General features: G+C 44.1%; 11 protein-coding genes, 2 pseudogenes and 1 other annotated feature. Of the genes and pseudogenes, 8 read left to right on the top strand and 5 right to left on the bottom strand.

Features of this window, described 5'->3' with window-relative positions; genetic code table 11:
- Positions 1-70 precede the first annotated feature (70 nt).
- From L3V35_RS20245 to L3V35_RS20230, 4 genes are all read left to right on the top strand, one after another.
- The gene (locus tag L3V35_RS20245) at positions 71-1,024 is read left to right on the top strand and encodes a TIGR01212 family radical SAM protein (RefSeq protein ID WP_017087516.1); all 954 of its coding nucleotides are present in this window, start codon (positions 71-73) and stop codon (positions 1,022-1,024) included.
- Between the two features lie 91 nt (positions 1,025-1,115).
- Positions 1,116-2,867, top strand: a complete 1,752-nt coding sequence (locus L3V35_RS20240) for a diguanylate cyclase (RefSeq protein WP_017077703.1) — start codon at positions 1,116-1,118, stop codon at positions 2,865-2,867.
- A 151-nt stretch (positions 2,868-3,018) separates the two neighbouring features.
- Complete coding sequence (gene arcB / locus L3V35_RS20235) at positions 3,019-5,442, top strand: aerobic respiration two-component sensor histidine kinase ArcB (RefSeq protein WP_054547807.1); 2,424 nt, start codon at positions 3,019-3,021, stop codon at positions 5,440-5,442.
- Positions 5,443-5,449: 7 nt separating this feature from the next.
- On the top strand, positions 5,450-5,893 hold the full coding sequence (locus L3V35_RS20230; RefSeq protein ID WP_004734990.1) for a hypothetical protein: 444 nt from the start codon (positions 5,450-5,452) through the stop codon (positions 5,891-5,893).
- A 204-nt stretch (positions 5,894-6,097) separates the two neighbouring features.
- Here L3V35_RS20230 and arcA read toward each other — a convergent pair whose 3' ends face one another.
- Positions 6,098-6,814 carry a two-component system response regulator ArcA gene (arcA, locus tag L3V35_RS20225; RefSeq protein ID WP_004741534.1) on the bottom strand — a complete coding sequence of 239 codons (717 nt, stop codon included), beginning with the start codon at positions 6,812-6,814 and terminating at the stop codon, positions 6,098-6,100.
- 372 nt (positions 6,815-7,186) lie between these two features.
- Positions 7,187-7,345: pseudogene (locus L3V35_RS20220) on the bottom strand (ribonuclease activity regulator protein RraA).
- Positions 7,346-7,392: 47 nt separating this feature from the next.
- Between L3V35_RS20220 and L3V35_RS20215 the strand changes: the two are divergent.
- A complete protein-coding gene (locus L3V35_RS20215) occupies positions 7,393-7,878 on the top strand; it encodes a putative 4-hydroxy-4-methyl-2-oxoglutarate aldolase (RefSeq protein ID WP_004734993.1) in 486 nt (161 codons plus the stop codon).
- 29 nt (positions 7,879-7,907) lie between these two features.
- On the opposite strand, the gene L3V35_RS20210 is transcribed toward L3V35_RS20215, so the two are convergent.
- Positions 7,908-8,384, bottom strand: a complete 477-nt coding sequence (locus tag L3V35_RS20210; protein ID WP_237300546.1) for a ribonuclease regulator — start codon at positions 8,382-8,384, stop codon at positions 7,908-7,910.
- 316 nt (positions 8,385-8,700) lie between these two features.
- Positions 8,701-8,819, top strand: a sequence feature (Thr leader region).
- 29 nt (positions 8,820-8,848) lie between these two features.
- Between L3V35_RS20210 and thrA the strand changes: the two genes are divergently transcribed.
- Genes thrA through thrC form a run of 3 tightly spaced genes read left to right on the top strand, consistent with a single transcriptional unit; the run spans position 8,849 to position 13,562 of the window.
- The gene (gene thrA / locus L3V35_RS20205) at positions 8,849-11,308 is read left to right on the top strand and encodes a bifunctional aspartate kinase/homoserine dehydrogenase I (RefSeq protein ID WP_054547806.1); all 2,460 of its coding nucleotides are present in this window, start codon (positions 8,849-8,851) and stop codon (positions 11,306-11,308) included.
- Positions 11,309-11,325: 17 nt separating this feature from the next.
- Positions 11,326-12,282, top strand: a complete 957-nt coding sequence (thrB, locus tag L3V35_RS20200; RefSeq protein WP_237300584.1) for a homoserine kinase — start codon at positions 11,326-11,328, stop codon at positions 12,280-12,282.
- The gene (gene thrC / locus L3V35_RS20195; RefSeq protein ID WP_004734997.1) at positions 12,279-13,562 is read left to right on the top strand and encodes a threonine synthase; all 1,284 of its coding nucleotides are present in this window, start codon (positions 12,279-12,281) and stop codon (positions 13,560-13,562) included. The genes thrB and thrC overlap by 4 nt, the downstream gene beginning before the upstream one ends.
- Before the next feature lie 78 nt (positions 13,563-13,640).
- Here the strand turns inward: thrC and L3V35_RS20190 are convergent.
- Positions 13,641-13,811 (bottom strand): annotated as a pseudogene (locus L3V35_RS20190) (autonomous glycyl radical cofactor GrcA); the annotation flags it as partial.
- Between the two features lie 109 nt (positions 13,812-13,920).
- On the bottom strand, positions 13,921-14,739 hold the full coding sequence (locus L3V35_RS20185) for a hypothetical protein (RefSeq protein WP_237300545.1): 819 nt from the start codon (positions 14,737-14,739) through the stop codon (positions 13,921-13,923).
- Between the last annotated feature and the right edge of the window lie 189 nt (positions 14,740-14,928).

Here is a 14,928-nt window from a genome sequence, read left to right as displayed (position 1 = left end):
TTGCAGGGATGTAATTTTTTTTCAGAAAAAGACTGAGATTCATTTTTATTTACTTGAGCGCTTTGAAAATATGCAATTACACGAGTTGGTTAATACTATCGGCCAAGACCTTCAACGTCGTTATGGCGAAAAGGTTCACAAGCTGACACTTCATGGTGGTTTTAGCTGCCCAAATCGAGACGGCACAATCGGTCGCGGTGGTTGCACTTTTTGCAATGTGGCGTCTTTTTCCGACGAACAAACTCAGATTCAAAGTATTGCCGATCAATTAAAAGACCGTGCGGGTGAGATTGCCCGTGCTAAGAAGTATCTTGCTTACTTTCAGGCATACACTAGCACTTATGCTGAAGTGCAGGTGCTCAAGAACATGTACGAAGAAGCCCTTAAAGCTCCGGGTGCCAATATTGTTGGCCTTTGCGTTGGTACAAGACCTGATTGCGTGCCTGATTCTGTATTGGAACTGCTGTCGGGTTACGTGAAACAAGGCTATGAGATTTGGCTAGAGCTCGGACTACAAACGGCCAATGATAAAACCCTCAAGCGAATTAACCGTGGCCACGATTTCGCGGTGTATGAAACGATCACTCGGCGCGCTCGTGCTTTGGGCATCAAGATATGTACCCACCTTATTGTCGGCCTGCCCAAAGAAACCAAAGCGGATAACCTTGAAACTTTAGATAAGGTATTAGCCGTTGGCACCGACGGTATTAAGCTGCACGGGCTCCATATAGTAGAGGGCAGTACCATGGCTAAGGCGTGGAAGGCCGGAAAGCTAGAAGCACCAAGCCTTGAGGAGTACATTGATATCGCGACTGAGGTGATTCAACGTACTCCAGCAAACGTGGTTTATCACCGAGTATCTTCTGCGGCGAGACGCCCAACGTTACTCTCTCCTTTGTGGTGTGAGAACCGTTGGTTAGCGATGACTGAGATTGGCCGTTCGCTTGATAAAACTGGCGCACAAGGCATCAAAACTGGCTCTGCATTCGAGTACACACTGCCCGTTTTAAACGCGGTCAATTGATAGAAAATGGTGACTGTCGGTAACAGCAGATAAAACCAACAAATAGTGGTAACATTTCCCTCACAGATTTTATGGTATAGATTGAGAGTAAATGGAACTGGTAATGACTTGGTTGTGGGACAGGGCGTATGGCTACGGTATTTATATCGTTGTTGTATTGCTGATTGCTCTCATCTGCTGGCATCTTTATTCACGTTATCAGTCGCATCTTGAAAAACTTCTACTCGCTACTCCATCGCCACTCTACTTTGTTGATGTTCGAAGTGGAGAGATCTTATATGCCAATCGCCAAGCTATGCAGCTGCTTGGTATTCGCCAAATTGGCGTTAACTTTCGATTTCCTACCGTTGAAAGCGAGAATAGCTTTCGTCATTACTTAACCAATCACATCAACTCTCGATCATTTGAGCAGGTCTCACTGTGGGCGCTGTCTGAATTTGAGTCCTTTAAGATCAATTTGGTTGGTCGCAGGATCCGTTTTAGAAGTAAGAAAGCGTGGATGATTCACGCATCACCGTATAAAAATACAGATGAAGAGGTGTCCCAAGAAGTTCGTGAGCTTAATGTCGCGCGTACCGCTTTGGATTCTTTATCTGAGCTGATCTATGTAAAAGATCAAAAGGGTGAGTTGGTGACGAGTAATCGCTCGTTTAAAAAGTTTTGGCATGGTCGCTCAGAAGAGGGCACTTTGAGTGTTTCTGGCGGGGCTTTAAAAGGTCGAGTCAGTGAACGTTCGTGGACAACGGATCAAGACGGTAAGGGTTGTTTGCTTGAAACCTATCAAAGTGTCTTGCTCTCGCAAGATGGATCAACCATAGGCACGCTCTCAATTAGCCATGATGTGACCGATTGGCACGACATGCAGCAAAAGCTGCGCGGCGAAATGGAAAAGCGAAAAGATACCGAAGTCGCGCTTGCCCAACGTGACACCATCCTCCAAAACATCTTGGAAGCGAGCCCTGACTCGATTGGTATCTTCAACGAAAATATGGTTTACCAAGCGTGTAATAAGCCATTTGTGGCAGCGCTGGGTATCTCGGAAGTGAGTGATTTGGTCGGTAAGCGCCTGCAAGATGTGGTGCCTAATAGTATGTATATGCGTATTTCAGACACCGACCACCAAGTGCTTCATCAAGGTAAGTCATTACGCTATATCGATAAGGTCGTCTCTAGTGATGGCGAATACACTTGGTATGATGTGGTGAAATCACCGTTTAGAGATCTGGCATCAAGCACTAATGGTGTGTTGATCATGGCGCGTGATATTACAGAACGTTACCTTGCGGAGCAGAAACTTGAAGAAGCTAACCTTGAGCTTGAGCGTCTTAGCTTTATGGATAGCTTGACTCAGGTTTCCAACCGCCGTCGCTTTGATGAGCAGCTTTCGACGCTGTGGCATTATCATGTGCGTGAGAAATTACCACTGACGATTATGCTGTGTGACATCGATTTCTTTAAAGGTTACAACGATTTTTACGGACATCAACAAGGTGATGATGCTCTGATCCAAGTCTCTCAGGCATTTAAGCAGGTGCTGAACCGTTCATCGGATTGTGTGGCTCGTTACGGCGGCGAAGAGTTCGGTTTTATTCTACCGAATACCACGGCTGAGGGTGCTCAGCTGGTGGCACAGCGTATCCATGATGGGATCCTTAAATTGGAACTGGCGCATGAGAAATCGAATGTCTCTGAATTCATCACGGTGAGTATTGGTATTATCTCTTACATTCCTACACCTGATGATGAAATGGATTCGGCGGTTGCCTTGGCTGACAGTGCGTTGTATCAAGCTAAATCCGATGGTCGAAACCGTTCGATGGTGCATCCTTCCTCAATTCGATAAGCGTATTTATCTCTTGCTGCACCTCTATTTATCCCACTTATCTGTTTTAAACAATATAACTGTAGCTCTCTTGCTGCGTGTGATGTAGCTAGCTTACCTCCTCTCTTTAAACAGGGTAGAATATTGCTAGTCTTATCGCATGGAGCGTTAAATGAAACCCATGAAAAATCTCGCTCAGTATTACGTGGATCTACTCGTAAAACTGGGGATTGTCCGCTTTTCTATCTTACTCGCCTTAGCGCTTGTAGCCCTCGCAGTTGTTGTGCAAGTGGGTATTACCCTCGCACTCAAAGGTAATGTTGATGATATCGACATTGTCCGTTCGGTTTTCTTCGGTTTAGTGATCACGCCTTGGGCGGTTTATTTCCTATCAGTGGTCGTAGACCAGCTGGAAGAGTCTCGTCAAAGGTTGGCGAAATTGGTCTCTAAGCTTGGTGACATGCGAGAGCGAGATCAAGAGCTCAACAATAAACTGCAACTCAATATCGAGAAGCTTAATCAAGAAATTGAAGAGCGTGAAAAAGCGGAAGAAGCGCGTGCAGAAGCAATGCACGATCTCGAAAATGAGGTGTTCCAGCGTGAGCGAACTCAGCTTGAACTCGCAGAGCGTACGGCACTGCTACGCTCGTTTATCGATGCCTCTCCTGATCTTATTTACTATCGCAATGAAGATGGTGTGTTCTCTGGTTGTAACCGTGCAGTTGAAGAGCTTACTGGCAAGACAGAAAAAGATCTCGTTGGCTTAACGCCTTGGGATGTTTATAGCAAAGAGATCGCTCAACAAGTTGTTGAAACTGACAAGAAAGTATTTGCTGACAACCAAGCGCTGACTTATGACCAATGGCTGGAATACCCTGATGGTCGTAAGAGCTACTTCGAACTGCGTAAGGTGCCTTTCTACAGTAAAGAAGGTCGTCACTTGGGCTTGGTCGGTTTTGGTCGTGATATTACCGAGCGTAAAGAGCACCAAGAGTCACTGGAGAAAGCCAGTCGCGATAAGACCACCTTTATCTCAACCATTAGCCACGAGTTAAGAACACCGCTCAATGGCATCATCGGCTTGAGTCGTATGTTGTTGGATAGCCAACTGACGACCGAGCAGCGCAAGCAGATGCAAACCATCAAGGTGAGCGCGGTGACATTGGGTAATATCTTTAACGATATTATCGATATGGATAAATTTGATCGTCGTAAACTTGAGTTATTCCCAACTCCGCTCAACTTTGAAGATTTCGTTGTTGAGATCGAGAGTATTTCTGCGTTAATGGCAGAGCAAAAAGGGTTAAGGTTTGATCTTGAAAGGTTATCGGATCTTCCTGCTGCGGTCGAAGTGGATGGTACTCGTCTTAGACAGGTGTTGTGGAACCTTGTTAGTAATGCCATGAAGTTCACCAAAGATGGTGGTGTGGTGATGACAGTCAGCGCTGAAGTTGATGGCGACTTTGCCAACATCACCATGGAAGTAGAAGACACCGGAATTGGTATTCCTGAAAGTGAAATTGAGAAGATCTTCGCGATGTACTACCAGGTGAAGTCGGGAACAGATAATCTACACGCTGTCGGTACCGGAATTGGTCTTGCCGTGTCTCAACAGCTGATCAATATGATGGATGGTCACATTGAAGTCACCAGTGAAGAGGGCTTTGGTAGTACCTTTACGGTTTCGATTCGAGTGCCTGTTAATCACGATACTCAGGCTCTGATCAAAACGCCAAGAAAGCAGTCCAATCTTAAGATCTTCATGGTCGAAGATATTGAGCTTAATATCACAGTAGCTCGCTCTCTACTTGAAAGCCTTGGTCATGAAGTGACAGTCGTAATGACGGGTAAAGAGGCGCAAATCGTTTTCAACCCGAAAGATTATGACTTGGTATTACTGGATATCCAGTTACCAGATATGACGGGCTTCGATATTGCTCAGTACTATCGAGAGAAATACAGCAAGCTGCCGCCTTTGGTGGCATTAACCGCAAACGTATTAAACAACAAGCAAGAATACTTCCAGAAAGGCATGGACGAAGCGATCAGTAAACCACTGTCGGTTCGTGCAATCCAGGATGTCATCAGCGATCTTATCGAGGATGCGCCAGAGGCTATTGAGAAAGCCAAGGGTATTGATACGGCAAAGGATGTTGGGAAAGTCACCAGTGTTGAAAAGGTAACAGGTGTTAAGAAAGTAATTGGTGTAGAGCAAGTAGTAGCGAGTAAGCCTGCTCTTTCAACGATTGATACCTCTTTGCTTGATATTGATATGCTAGAGTCTTATGTTGACATTGTCGGGTCGAAACCGGTTTTGGACAGCATCGTGATGTTTGAAGATATGATGCCGGAATATATGGAAATATTGAATTCCAACATGGTGGCGAAAGATCAAGACAGCATCGTTTCTGAAGCGCATAAGATTAAAGGTGCGGCAGGTTCAATTGGCCTGAAGCGCATACAGCAAGTTGCTCAGAAAGCTCAATCTCCAGATATGCCTGCGTGGTGGGAGAACATTTCAGATTGGGTTGATGAAATAAATAACGAATACCAGAATGACATTGAAGTCTTAAAGAGTTGGTTAAATCAAAGGTAGAAGAATAATGAAAAAATTAGCATTCGCCGCATGTGTCGTGGCATTAGCGGGTTGTTCTGCACCACAAGTAGAATGGCAGCAAGATAACCAAGTAGAAATATCTGCAGCGACAGTCACAATGAAAAGCAACCTGTGGCACAACAAGATGCCTACGATTGGAGAGGCTCAAGATAAGACTCTGCACGGTTCTATCTACCTAGAGTCTGACTCACAACTACCAGCAACGCTTGCGGTTGAGAGTGTGACGGTTAAACAGGGTGCGGATACCTTGTTGGTAACAGCTGACGATCTTGATTTAAGAACACACAGTGAAACTCAGTGGGAAGTCGCTTTTGTATGGCAGCTAGAGATCGATAGTGACAAGCCTGTTGATGTTGCGATTGAACTCAAAGACGGCGAAACCGTGAAGTGGCTGGTTGAGAAAGACGTTAAGGTTGATACGGTTTACTAAAACCTTAGCGATCAATGAACAATAAAAAAGGGAGAATGCGTTGGCATTCTCCCTTTTTAATCACTATTGATTACGCTTCGACTGTTAGAAGTACTATTGGTTTATAAGTACTATCAGTTTATAAGTGCTAACGGTTTAGAAGTGCTATCGGTTTAGAACAGCTAACCGATGACAAGAACTAAACGGCCCGAAGCGCGAATCGAATTAGTCTTCTAGGTCACCACAAAAGCGGTAGCCTTCACCGTGAATCGTTGCGATGATTTCTGGCGTACCAGAAACAGACTCAAAGTGTTTACGAATACGACGGATTGTTACGTCTACAGTACGATCGTGTGGCTTAAGCTCACGGCCAGTCATCTTCTTAAGAAGGTCTGCACGTGTTTGGATCTTACCTGGGTTCTCACAGAAGTGAAGTAGAGCACGGAACTCTGAACGAGGTAGCTTGTAGCCTTCGCCATCTGGGCTAACCAGAGAACGACTGTTGATGTCTAGTACCCAACCATTGAACTCGTACTTCTCAACGCTACGCTTTTCTTCTTGAACAGAGCTTGTGCTCATTGAACGGTTAAGAAGGTTGCGTGCACGGATAGTCAGTTCACGAGGGTTGAAAGGCTTAGTGATGTAGTCATCAGCGCCGATCTCTAGGCCAAGGATCTTATCAACTTCATTATCACGACCCGTTAAGAACATAAGCGCTACATTTGCTTGCTCACGTAGTTCACGCGCAAGTAGTAGGCCATTCTTACCAGGAAGGTTGATGTCCATAATTACAAGGTTAACTTGGTTGTCAGATAGCACTTGGTGCATCTCTTCACCGTCGCTAGCCTCAAAAACAGCATATCCCTCTGCTTCAAAAATACTCTTTAGAGTGTTACGAGTTACTTGCTCATCTTCAACGATAAGAATCTGCGGGGTTTGCATTTGGCGGTACCTAAATTTGTGACGAAACTGTGCTAATAGAATAAATTCTAGGCAAAAACATAACATACAGGTAATGTATTTTTGATGATAACTTAAAGTTTTCAAAAAAACACTTACTTCCAGCTATCTGCCTTCCTTGAAGTATTGCCCAATAACGTAGATCCAGTACGCCTTTTAATCATTCTTTTAGTGATTGCAGAGGATTCTATAATGTTAACAGCATGCTAACAACGCGAGAATGTTAATTCCATTCACTTTGTTGATTTACATCAATTGCCGTATCGCAACAAACTTTAATAGTATGGCTACAACTTAACCAATGTTATGGTGATTATTTAGCAGCAAAACCAGAATGATTATTCGAGATAGTTCTTACATCTCGCCTGCTAAAGACCAGATTATGAACCAAGGAAGCTGAAAGCTGTCCTTAGAGTCTAGTAGATAAATATGCTCAATCAACTTTTATTCAGTAATAAATTGAGCATAGAATGATGAAAACAAAGGATTAATTTTAATAACATATAAAAGCATAGAGGCTCGCCTGACTTAATAGGTAACGCCTTACTCACGGAGGATATATGCACGATATAACACCCGACTTGTGTGATGAATTTGAGAGCAAAGTCACCCAACTGAACATGCCATTGCAGAACTTCGGTCAACGTGGTGCGTTCTGGGGGAAAATTGTAACAGTTCGTTGTTATCACGATAATTCCAAGGTTCGCGAGGTTTTAGAGACTGACGGCAGTGGCAAAGTGCTCGTCGTAGACGGTAATGGCTCGTGTCAGAAAGCACTGCTTGGTGATCAATTGGCGATTCTAGCTATAGAAAACGGTTGGGAAGGCGTGATTGTGAATGGTGCGGTTCGTGATGTAGCGATGATGGCGCAGATGGATCTTGGTATTCAAGCGCTTGGGGCATCACCATTTAAAACCGAGAAGCACGGTGTTGGGCAAGTTAATGTCACGCTCACGGTACACAATCAACTGATTCAGCCTGGTGACTATATATATGCTGATTGGAATGGTGTGCTAATTTCAACGGAATTGTTGATTGAATCTTAACGGGCTTATCAATCACGAAATGAGATAGATTAGAAACGAAATCCTAATCCCACTTCAACACCTTGCTGCCACTCTTCATAATCAAGGGTGGCATGCAAATCTAGATTGTCGGTCAGTTGTACTCGGCTTGAAACCTCAGCGGCGACCGACTTTTCACTGTCCTCGGTTTCATCTTTATAAGTGTGTAGAGAACTGTTGAAAGAGACTCTCTCTGAGAATTGATAGCTGACACCACTCAATAATCCACTCTCATATTTTAGTGAATCACTATTAATACGTGTACCGACATAAAGATCTACATCAGCAAACAGACTATAAGAATAGCCACTATCGACTTTCCAAGTGTCAAAGCTTTCACTCGATGCATTTTGTGTTGAGATAAAAAACTTATGGGCAGAACGATCGATTTGACTGGGTAGCAAAGGCAAATTGTTTAACAGAGGTAGGCTGTTCGCTGAACAAACAACAGGCATAGCAAAGGCTAAAAGAATAAGTAATCTCTTCACTTCCCACTCCTGATGTCATTATTATTGTTCTTCGAACGTTATCGTTCAATTAAAGCACAAGATCTGTACGTTCGCTGCACAATCGATATAGCATTTTGTTATGGCTATATATGCAATGGGTTAACTTTGTTGTTCTGATATCAAACCCAATCTTTGAATTGTAGGCTTATAGCCGCTGTTTTATCCTTGAAATGGCGGTTTGCTCTGAAAAATGGTGTGAATGTAAAAAAAAATCAACTTTTCATTGACGTGTAGTGCTAAAAATTGATACACGTAGAGTAAAGCACAAGCAGAGAATTTGATATGCAGCACGTAAGCCACCTAGTAATGACCACCACCATTATTATTACCGACATTCACATTGTTGGGGCAGGCTGCTAAGTAACGGATTTTAAAAAAAAGGCCTGTATCCAACAAGATACAGGCCTTTTTTTGTACCATTTTTATGACTTATGGAGAAAGGGATGCGCGTTTTAAAGTTTGGAGGTTCATCATTAGCTGATGCAGATCGTTTTTTACGAGCAGCAGATATCATCGCTAATAATGCCCAGCAAGAAGAGCTAGCCGTTGTACTATCGGCTCCAGGAAAAACAACCAATAAGCTGGTTGCTGTAATTGAAGCAGCACTAAAAAATGGTGAAGCAGACGTACAGATCACCGAGATCGAATCATCATTCGCTGCATTGTTTGCAGAGATTCAAGCTGTATTGCCGTCAGTCGATGGCTCTGCATTTCAAGAGCAGGTCGATACCTCTCTTGCTCAACTTAAGCAGTTCGTGAATGGTATTAACCTACTGGGTATGTGTCCAAATCACGTAAATGCTCGCATCATCAGTAAAGGTGAGCGAATTTCAATCCAGTTGATGAAAGCGGTACTTGAAGCGAAAGGTCAACCGGCAAGCCTGATTGACCCAGTTCAATACCTATACGCTAAAGGTGACCACCTTGAAGCGATGGTCGATGTGGATGTTTCAACTCAGAACTTCCGTCAATCACCGCTTCCAGAAGGTCACGTAAACATCATGCCGGGCTTTACGGCTGGTAATGAAAAAGGTGAGTTAGTAACGCTTGGTCGCAATGGCTCTGATTATTCAGCAGCGGTTCTAGCGGCATGTCTACGCGCTGATTGTTGTGAGATCTGGACAGATGTCGATGGTGTTTACAACTGTGACCCGCGTTTAGTGGATGATGCTCGTCTTCTTAAATCGCTAAGCTATCAAGAAGCGATGGAGCTTTCTTACTTCGGCGCTTCGGTTCTACACCCGAAGACTATCGCTCCTATCGCGCAATTCCATATTCCTTGCCTAATCAAAAACAGCTTCAACCCACAGGGTGCAGGTACTTTGATCGGCCAAGACACTGGCGAAGATAACCTAGCAATCAAAGGCATCACTACGCTAAGTGACCTAACGATGGTTAACGTATCAGGCCCAGGTATGAAGGGCATGGTAGGTATGGCGAGTCGTGTATTCGGCGCAATGTCTTCTGCCGGCGTTTCTATCGTCCTTATTACTCAATCTTCTTCAGAGTACAGCATCAGCTTCTGTATTGAATCGGCTGACAAAGTGAAAGCGAAGCAAGTGCTGTCAGACGCGTTTGAACTTGAACTTAAAGATGGCCTATTAGAGCCTGTTGAGTTCATGGATGATGTTGCGATTGTGACGCTGGTGGGTGACGGTATGCGTACTTCACGTGGCGTTGCTTCTCAGTTCTTCTCTTCTTTAGCTGAAGTGAACGTCAACATCGTTGCTATCGCGCAAGGTTCTTCTGAGCGTGCGATCTCTGCGGTTATTCCTGAAGACAAAATCTCTGAAGCGATCAAAGCGTGTCACGAGAACCTATTTAACTCTAAGCACTTCCTTGACGTATTCGTTGTTGGTGTTGGTGGTGTTGGTGGTGAGCTTGTTGACCAGATCCAACGTCAACAAGGCAAACTGGCTGAAAAAGGCATCGTGATTCGCGTATGTGGTTTAGCAAACAGCAAAGGCTTGTTGCTAGATAGCGATGGTCTGCCGCTAGAGCAGTGGCGTGATCGCATGTCGAGCGCGACAGAAGAGTTTAGCTTAGCGCGCTTAAATGCACTTGTTCAACGTAACCACATTATCAATCCAGTATTGGTTGACTGTACGTCTAGCGAAGGCATTGCGGCGCAATACGCTGATTTCCTAGCGGCTGGTTTCCACGTGGTAACACCAAATAAGAAAGCAAATACAGCGAGCATGGCTTACTACCATCAGCTTCGTGAAGTTGCACGTAATTCACGTCGTAAGTTGATGTACGAGACAACAGTAGGCGCAGGTCTACCGGTCATCGAAAACCTACAGAACCTAATCTCTGCGGGTGATGAACTTGAGAAATTCAACGGCATTCTTTCTGGTTCACTGTCTTACATCTTCGGTAAGCTTGATGAAGGTATGACACTCAGTCAAGCAACCAATATTGCAAAAGATAACGGCTTTACTGAACCGGATCCTCGTGATGATTTATCGGGTATGGATGTGGCGCGTAAACTGCTTATTCTCGCTCGAGAAGCGGGCATGGCACTTGAGCTTGAAGATGTTGAAGTTGACCAAGCATTGCCACCGGGTTTTGATGATTCAGGCACGGTTGAAGAGTTTATGGCTCGCTTGCCAGAAGCGGATGCTTACTTCCAAGAACAGTCAGCGATCGCAGCAGAAGAAGGCAAAGTACTTCGTTATGTGGGTGAAATCGCCGATGGTAAGTGTAAAGTTCGTATCGCCGCTGTTGATGGCGACGACCCAATGTTCAAGATTAAAGATGGCGAGAACGCATTAGCATTCTACAGCCGTTACTACCAACCGATCCCTCTAGTATTACGTGGCTACGGTGCGGGTACTGAAGTTACAGCAGCAGGCGTATTCTCTGATGTGATGCGTACTCTTGGTTGGAAATTAGGAGTTTAGGAATGAGTTCAAGTGATATGGATGTTGTTGTTTATGCGCCTGCATCAATCGGCAATGTCAGTGTAGGGTTTGATGTGCTGGGGGCAGCTGTGTCTCCAGTGGATGGCACGCTGCTCGGTGACCAAGTTATGGTTAAAGCAGGTGATGAATCATTCACACTAAAAACAGCAGGCAGTTTTGTTTCTAAGCTGCCAACTGAAACCAAAGAAAACATTGTCTACGACTGCTGGGTTGTGTTCTCTAGAGAGCTTGATAAAAAAGGCGTTGCGGTTAAGCCTTTGGAAATGACACTAGAAAAGAACATGCCTATTGGTTCTGGTTTAGGTTCAAGTGCTTGTTCAATTGTTGCGGCACTGGATGCTTTAAACCGTTTTCATGGTCAGCCACTGAATGAAACTGAACTGCTTGCTCTGATGGGCGAAATGGAAGGTAAAATTTCAGGCGGCATCCACTACGATAACGTTGCACCCTGTTACCTTGGTGGTGTGCAATTAATGCTGGAAGAGTTAGGTATCATTAGTCAAGAAGTTCCATGTTTTGATGACTGGTACTGGGTAATGGCATATCCGGGCATTAAGGTTTCAACGGCAGAAGCTCGCGAGATTCTACCTTCTCAATATCGTCGCCAAGATGTCATTGCTCATGGTCGCCATTTAGCGGGTTTCATCCATGCTTGCCACTCTGGTCAGCCAGAGCTAGCAGCGAAGATGATCAAAGACGTGATTGCTGAACCATATCGTGAGAAACTGCTTCCAGGGTTTGCTGATGCGCGTAAATACGCAACCTCAGCTGGAGCGCTTGCTACTGGGATCTCCGGTAGTGGTCCAACTCTATTTAGCATTTGCAAAGAACAAGATGTCGCCGAGCGTGTTGCACGCTGGTTAGAACAAAATTACGTACAAAACGAAGAAGGATTCGTCCACGTTTGTCGCTTAGATAAGCAAGGTTCGATCGTTACAGGAAGTGAGTTATGAAGCTGTACAACATCAAAGAAAATGACGAGCAAGTCTCTTTTGGCCAAGCCGTTCGTCAAGGTCTAGGCCGCAATCAAGGTCTATTTTTCCCATCTGAACTGCCAAAGTTTGATGATATCGATGCGCTGCTAGCAGAGGACTTTGTCCCTCGTAGTTCAAAGATTCTTTCGGCTTTAATCGGCGATGAGCTACCAAAAGAACAGGTTGCTCAATTGGTAGATGCGGCGTTCCAGTTCCCTGCACCTATCAAGCAAGTAAAAGATGGTGTTTACGCGCTTGAGCTTTTCCACGGCCCAACACTCGCGTTTAAAGATTTTGGTGGCCGCTTTATGGCTCAATCTTTAGCAGCTGTTTCAGATGGTGGTCAAATCACTATTTTAACGGCAACATCAGGTGATACTGGTGCGGCGGTTGCGCACGCTTTCTACGGTATGGAAGACATCAATGTTGTGATCCTTTACCCGAAAGGCAAGATCAGCCCACTGCAAGAGAAGCTGTTTTGTACGCTAGGTAAGAACATCCATACTGTGGCGATCGATGGCGACTTTGATGCGTGTCAGGCGCTAGTGAAAGATGCATTTGACGATGCTGAGCTGCGTAAAGAGATTGGCCTTAACTCGGCAAACTCTATCAACATCAGCCGTTTAATGGCTCAGATCTGTTACTACTTTGAGGCGGCTTCTCAGCTGACTAAAGAGCAACGTGAGAACCTTGTTATCTCAGTACCAAGTGGTAACTTTGGTAACCTTACAGCAGGTCTACTTGCTAAAGCACTAGGCCTACCTGTGAAGCGTTTCATTGCTGCAACCAACGAAAATGACACGGTTCCTCGTTACCTAGAAACAGGGCAATGGGATCCAAAGCCAACGGTAGCAACAACATCAAACGCGATGGACGTGAGCCAACCAAACAACTGGCCTCGTATTGAAGAGCTTTGCCAACTGAAAGGTTGGGGCTTAGATACACTAGGTAAAGGTAAGGTATCTGACGAGCAAAGTGCTGAGTCAGTACGTGACCTAAAAGCACAGGGTTACCTATGTGAACCACATGGTGCGATTGCTTACCGTCTACTGGAAGAGCAACTGCAAGAGAACGAAACTGGTCTGTTCTTGTGTACAGCACACCCAGCGAAATTCAAAGAAGTGGTTGATGATATTTTAGGTACGGATATTGAACTGCCAGGCCCGCTAGCAAAACACGCGGCGATGGAGTTGTTATCTGAAGATCTTGATAATGATTTTGAAGCGCTAAAAGTAGTGCTTCGTCGAGTTCAACCGTAACGTACATCTGTATTGTTGAACAAATAAAAACGGCGCTCAATGAGCGCCGTTTTTATATTCTAATTCAAGCTCTAAAAATTATAGAGACTCAGTGAACGTACGTGCGATAACGTCACGTTGCTGTTCAGTCGTTAGAGAGTTGAAACGTACAGCGTAACCCGATACACGGATAGTTAGCTGTGGGTAGTTCTCTGGGTTAGCAACTGCATCTTCTAACGTTTCACGCTTAAGAACGTTAACGTTTAGGTGTAATGTTGCGAACCTAGTATGACTTATAATGTTGCAGCTATAGTTGTGTGAAATTATGACTTTAAATGCCATTGAAAATGTTAATAACGTGAGTTGGAGTTCTATTCATCTAATCACATTTGGCTGCAAATTTATTCCAAAATGCTGATGTTGAATGGTTATTTTGTCGTAGAGCTTTTGAAATACAGTCAGTGTACTTTGTTGTGATATCGAAAAGTGCTTGTCGCACTAACTTTAAGTCTCCATGATGTTTTTCCTGCCCATAATGGTCAAGAAAAAGAGGTACAGGTAATAAATCAATTAGGTTGTCAGTAGTCGTATCTGTGACTGATTCACCATTGGTTAGCATTACAAGTAAACTGATGAGTAGCTGTTCAGCAACATCTGATTTATCAGTAACAAGCTCTCCAATAACCATTTTTTTCAAACACGAAATGATTAAACGGAGTATATTATTTTCCCCCCACTCGCCCTCACTGTGAGATTGAAAAAATTTCACCAGTATTGTTAATTTCTCGTCTCTACTATTCTTTATCAACTCATCCATGCTATCGAATGACATTGAACTAATGTTTGAGTGACAATTTAACCAAAGCAAGTTGTTGATAATTTGATGATCTTTATTTGAAACAATAACCTCTAGGAAGTCTTCTGGCATCAATGCCTCTATGTTATGTGCAAAGTGCTTTAGGATGTTCCTTGTGCCTGCATCTATACAGAAGCAGCCTATCTCAAGCTGTTCAGCCAATGCAATGCTTAGCAGGAAGCTTTCGGTACATATACCTCTAAATTTGAGTTTTAAGTTGAGAGGTATATCCAAGTTGCTATCACTATGTATTTCTGTCTTTTGAAGGATATTTGACAGGTTCTCAATGACGTTTGTCGGTACGACACTATTTTCTCGCTCTCCTTCTTTTTCAAAGTACACTGTGTCATGTGATTCATGATAAAACGGCCATTGATCTTTGTAGAAGTCACAATACCGTGATAATGATCTGCACCAGAAGTTTTGGACACTGAGTTAAGTGAGTACAATCACTAACGAGGTGAACAATGACAATTAAGAAAACACGAATCAAACATGCTCCTGAATTCAAAGCCGAAGCGCTTAAGTTAG

Origin of the sequence: Vibrio sp. L5-1, from assembly GCF_021728315.1 — a bacterium.
In the GTDB taxonomy this organism is placed as follows: domain Bacteria; phylum Pseudomonadota; class Gammaproteobacteria; order Enterobacterales; family Vibrionaceae; genus Vibrio; species Vibrio splendidus_K.
The sequence above is the reverse complement of the archived record's forward strand: the minus strand, read 5'-3'. Positions and strand labels throughout refer to the sequence as shown.

Coding starts and splice junctions, on each gene's coding strand:
- arcA (WP_004741534.1), bottom strand. CDS start 6,814: ATGCAAACCCCGCAGATTCTTATCGTTGAAGATGAGCAAGTAACTCGT.
- L3V35_RS20215 (WP_004734993.1), top strand. CDS start 7,393: ATGCACGATATAACACCCGACTTGTGTGATGAATTTGAGAGCAAAGTC.
- L3V35_RS20245 (WP_017087516.1), top strand. CDS start 71: ATGCAATTACACGAGTTGGTTAATACTATCGGCCAAGACCTTCAACGT.
- thrC (WP_004734997.1), top strand. CDS start 12,279: ATGAAGCTGTACAACATCAAAGAAAATGACGAGCAAGTCTCTTTTGGC.
- L3V35_RS20230 (WP_004734990.1), top strand. CDS start 5,450: ATGAAAAAATTAGCATTCGCCGCATGTGTCGTGGCATTAGCGGGTTGT.
- L3V35_RS20240 (WP_017077703.1), top strand. CDS start 1,116: ATGGAACTGGTAATGACTTGGTTGTGGGACAGGGCGTATGGCTACGGT.
- thrB (WP_237300584.1), top strand. CDS start 11,326: ATGGATGTTGTTGTTTATGCGCCTGCATCAATCGGCAATGTCAGTGTA.
- arcB (WP_054547807.1), top strand. CDS start 3,019: ATGAAACCCATGAAAAATCTCGCTCAGTATTACGTGGATCTACTCGTA.
- thrA (WP_054547806.1), top strand. CDS start 8,849: ATGCGCGTTTTAAAGTTTGGAGGTTCATCATTAGCTGATGCAGATCGT.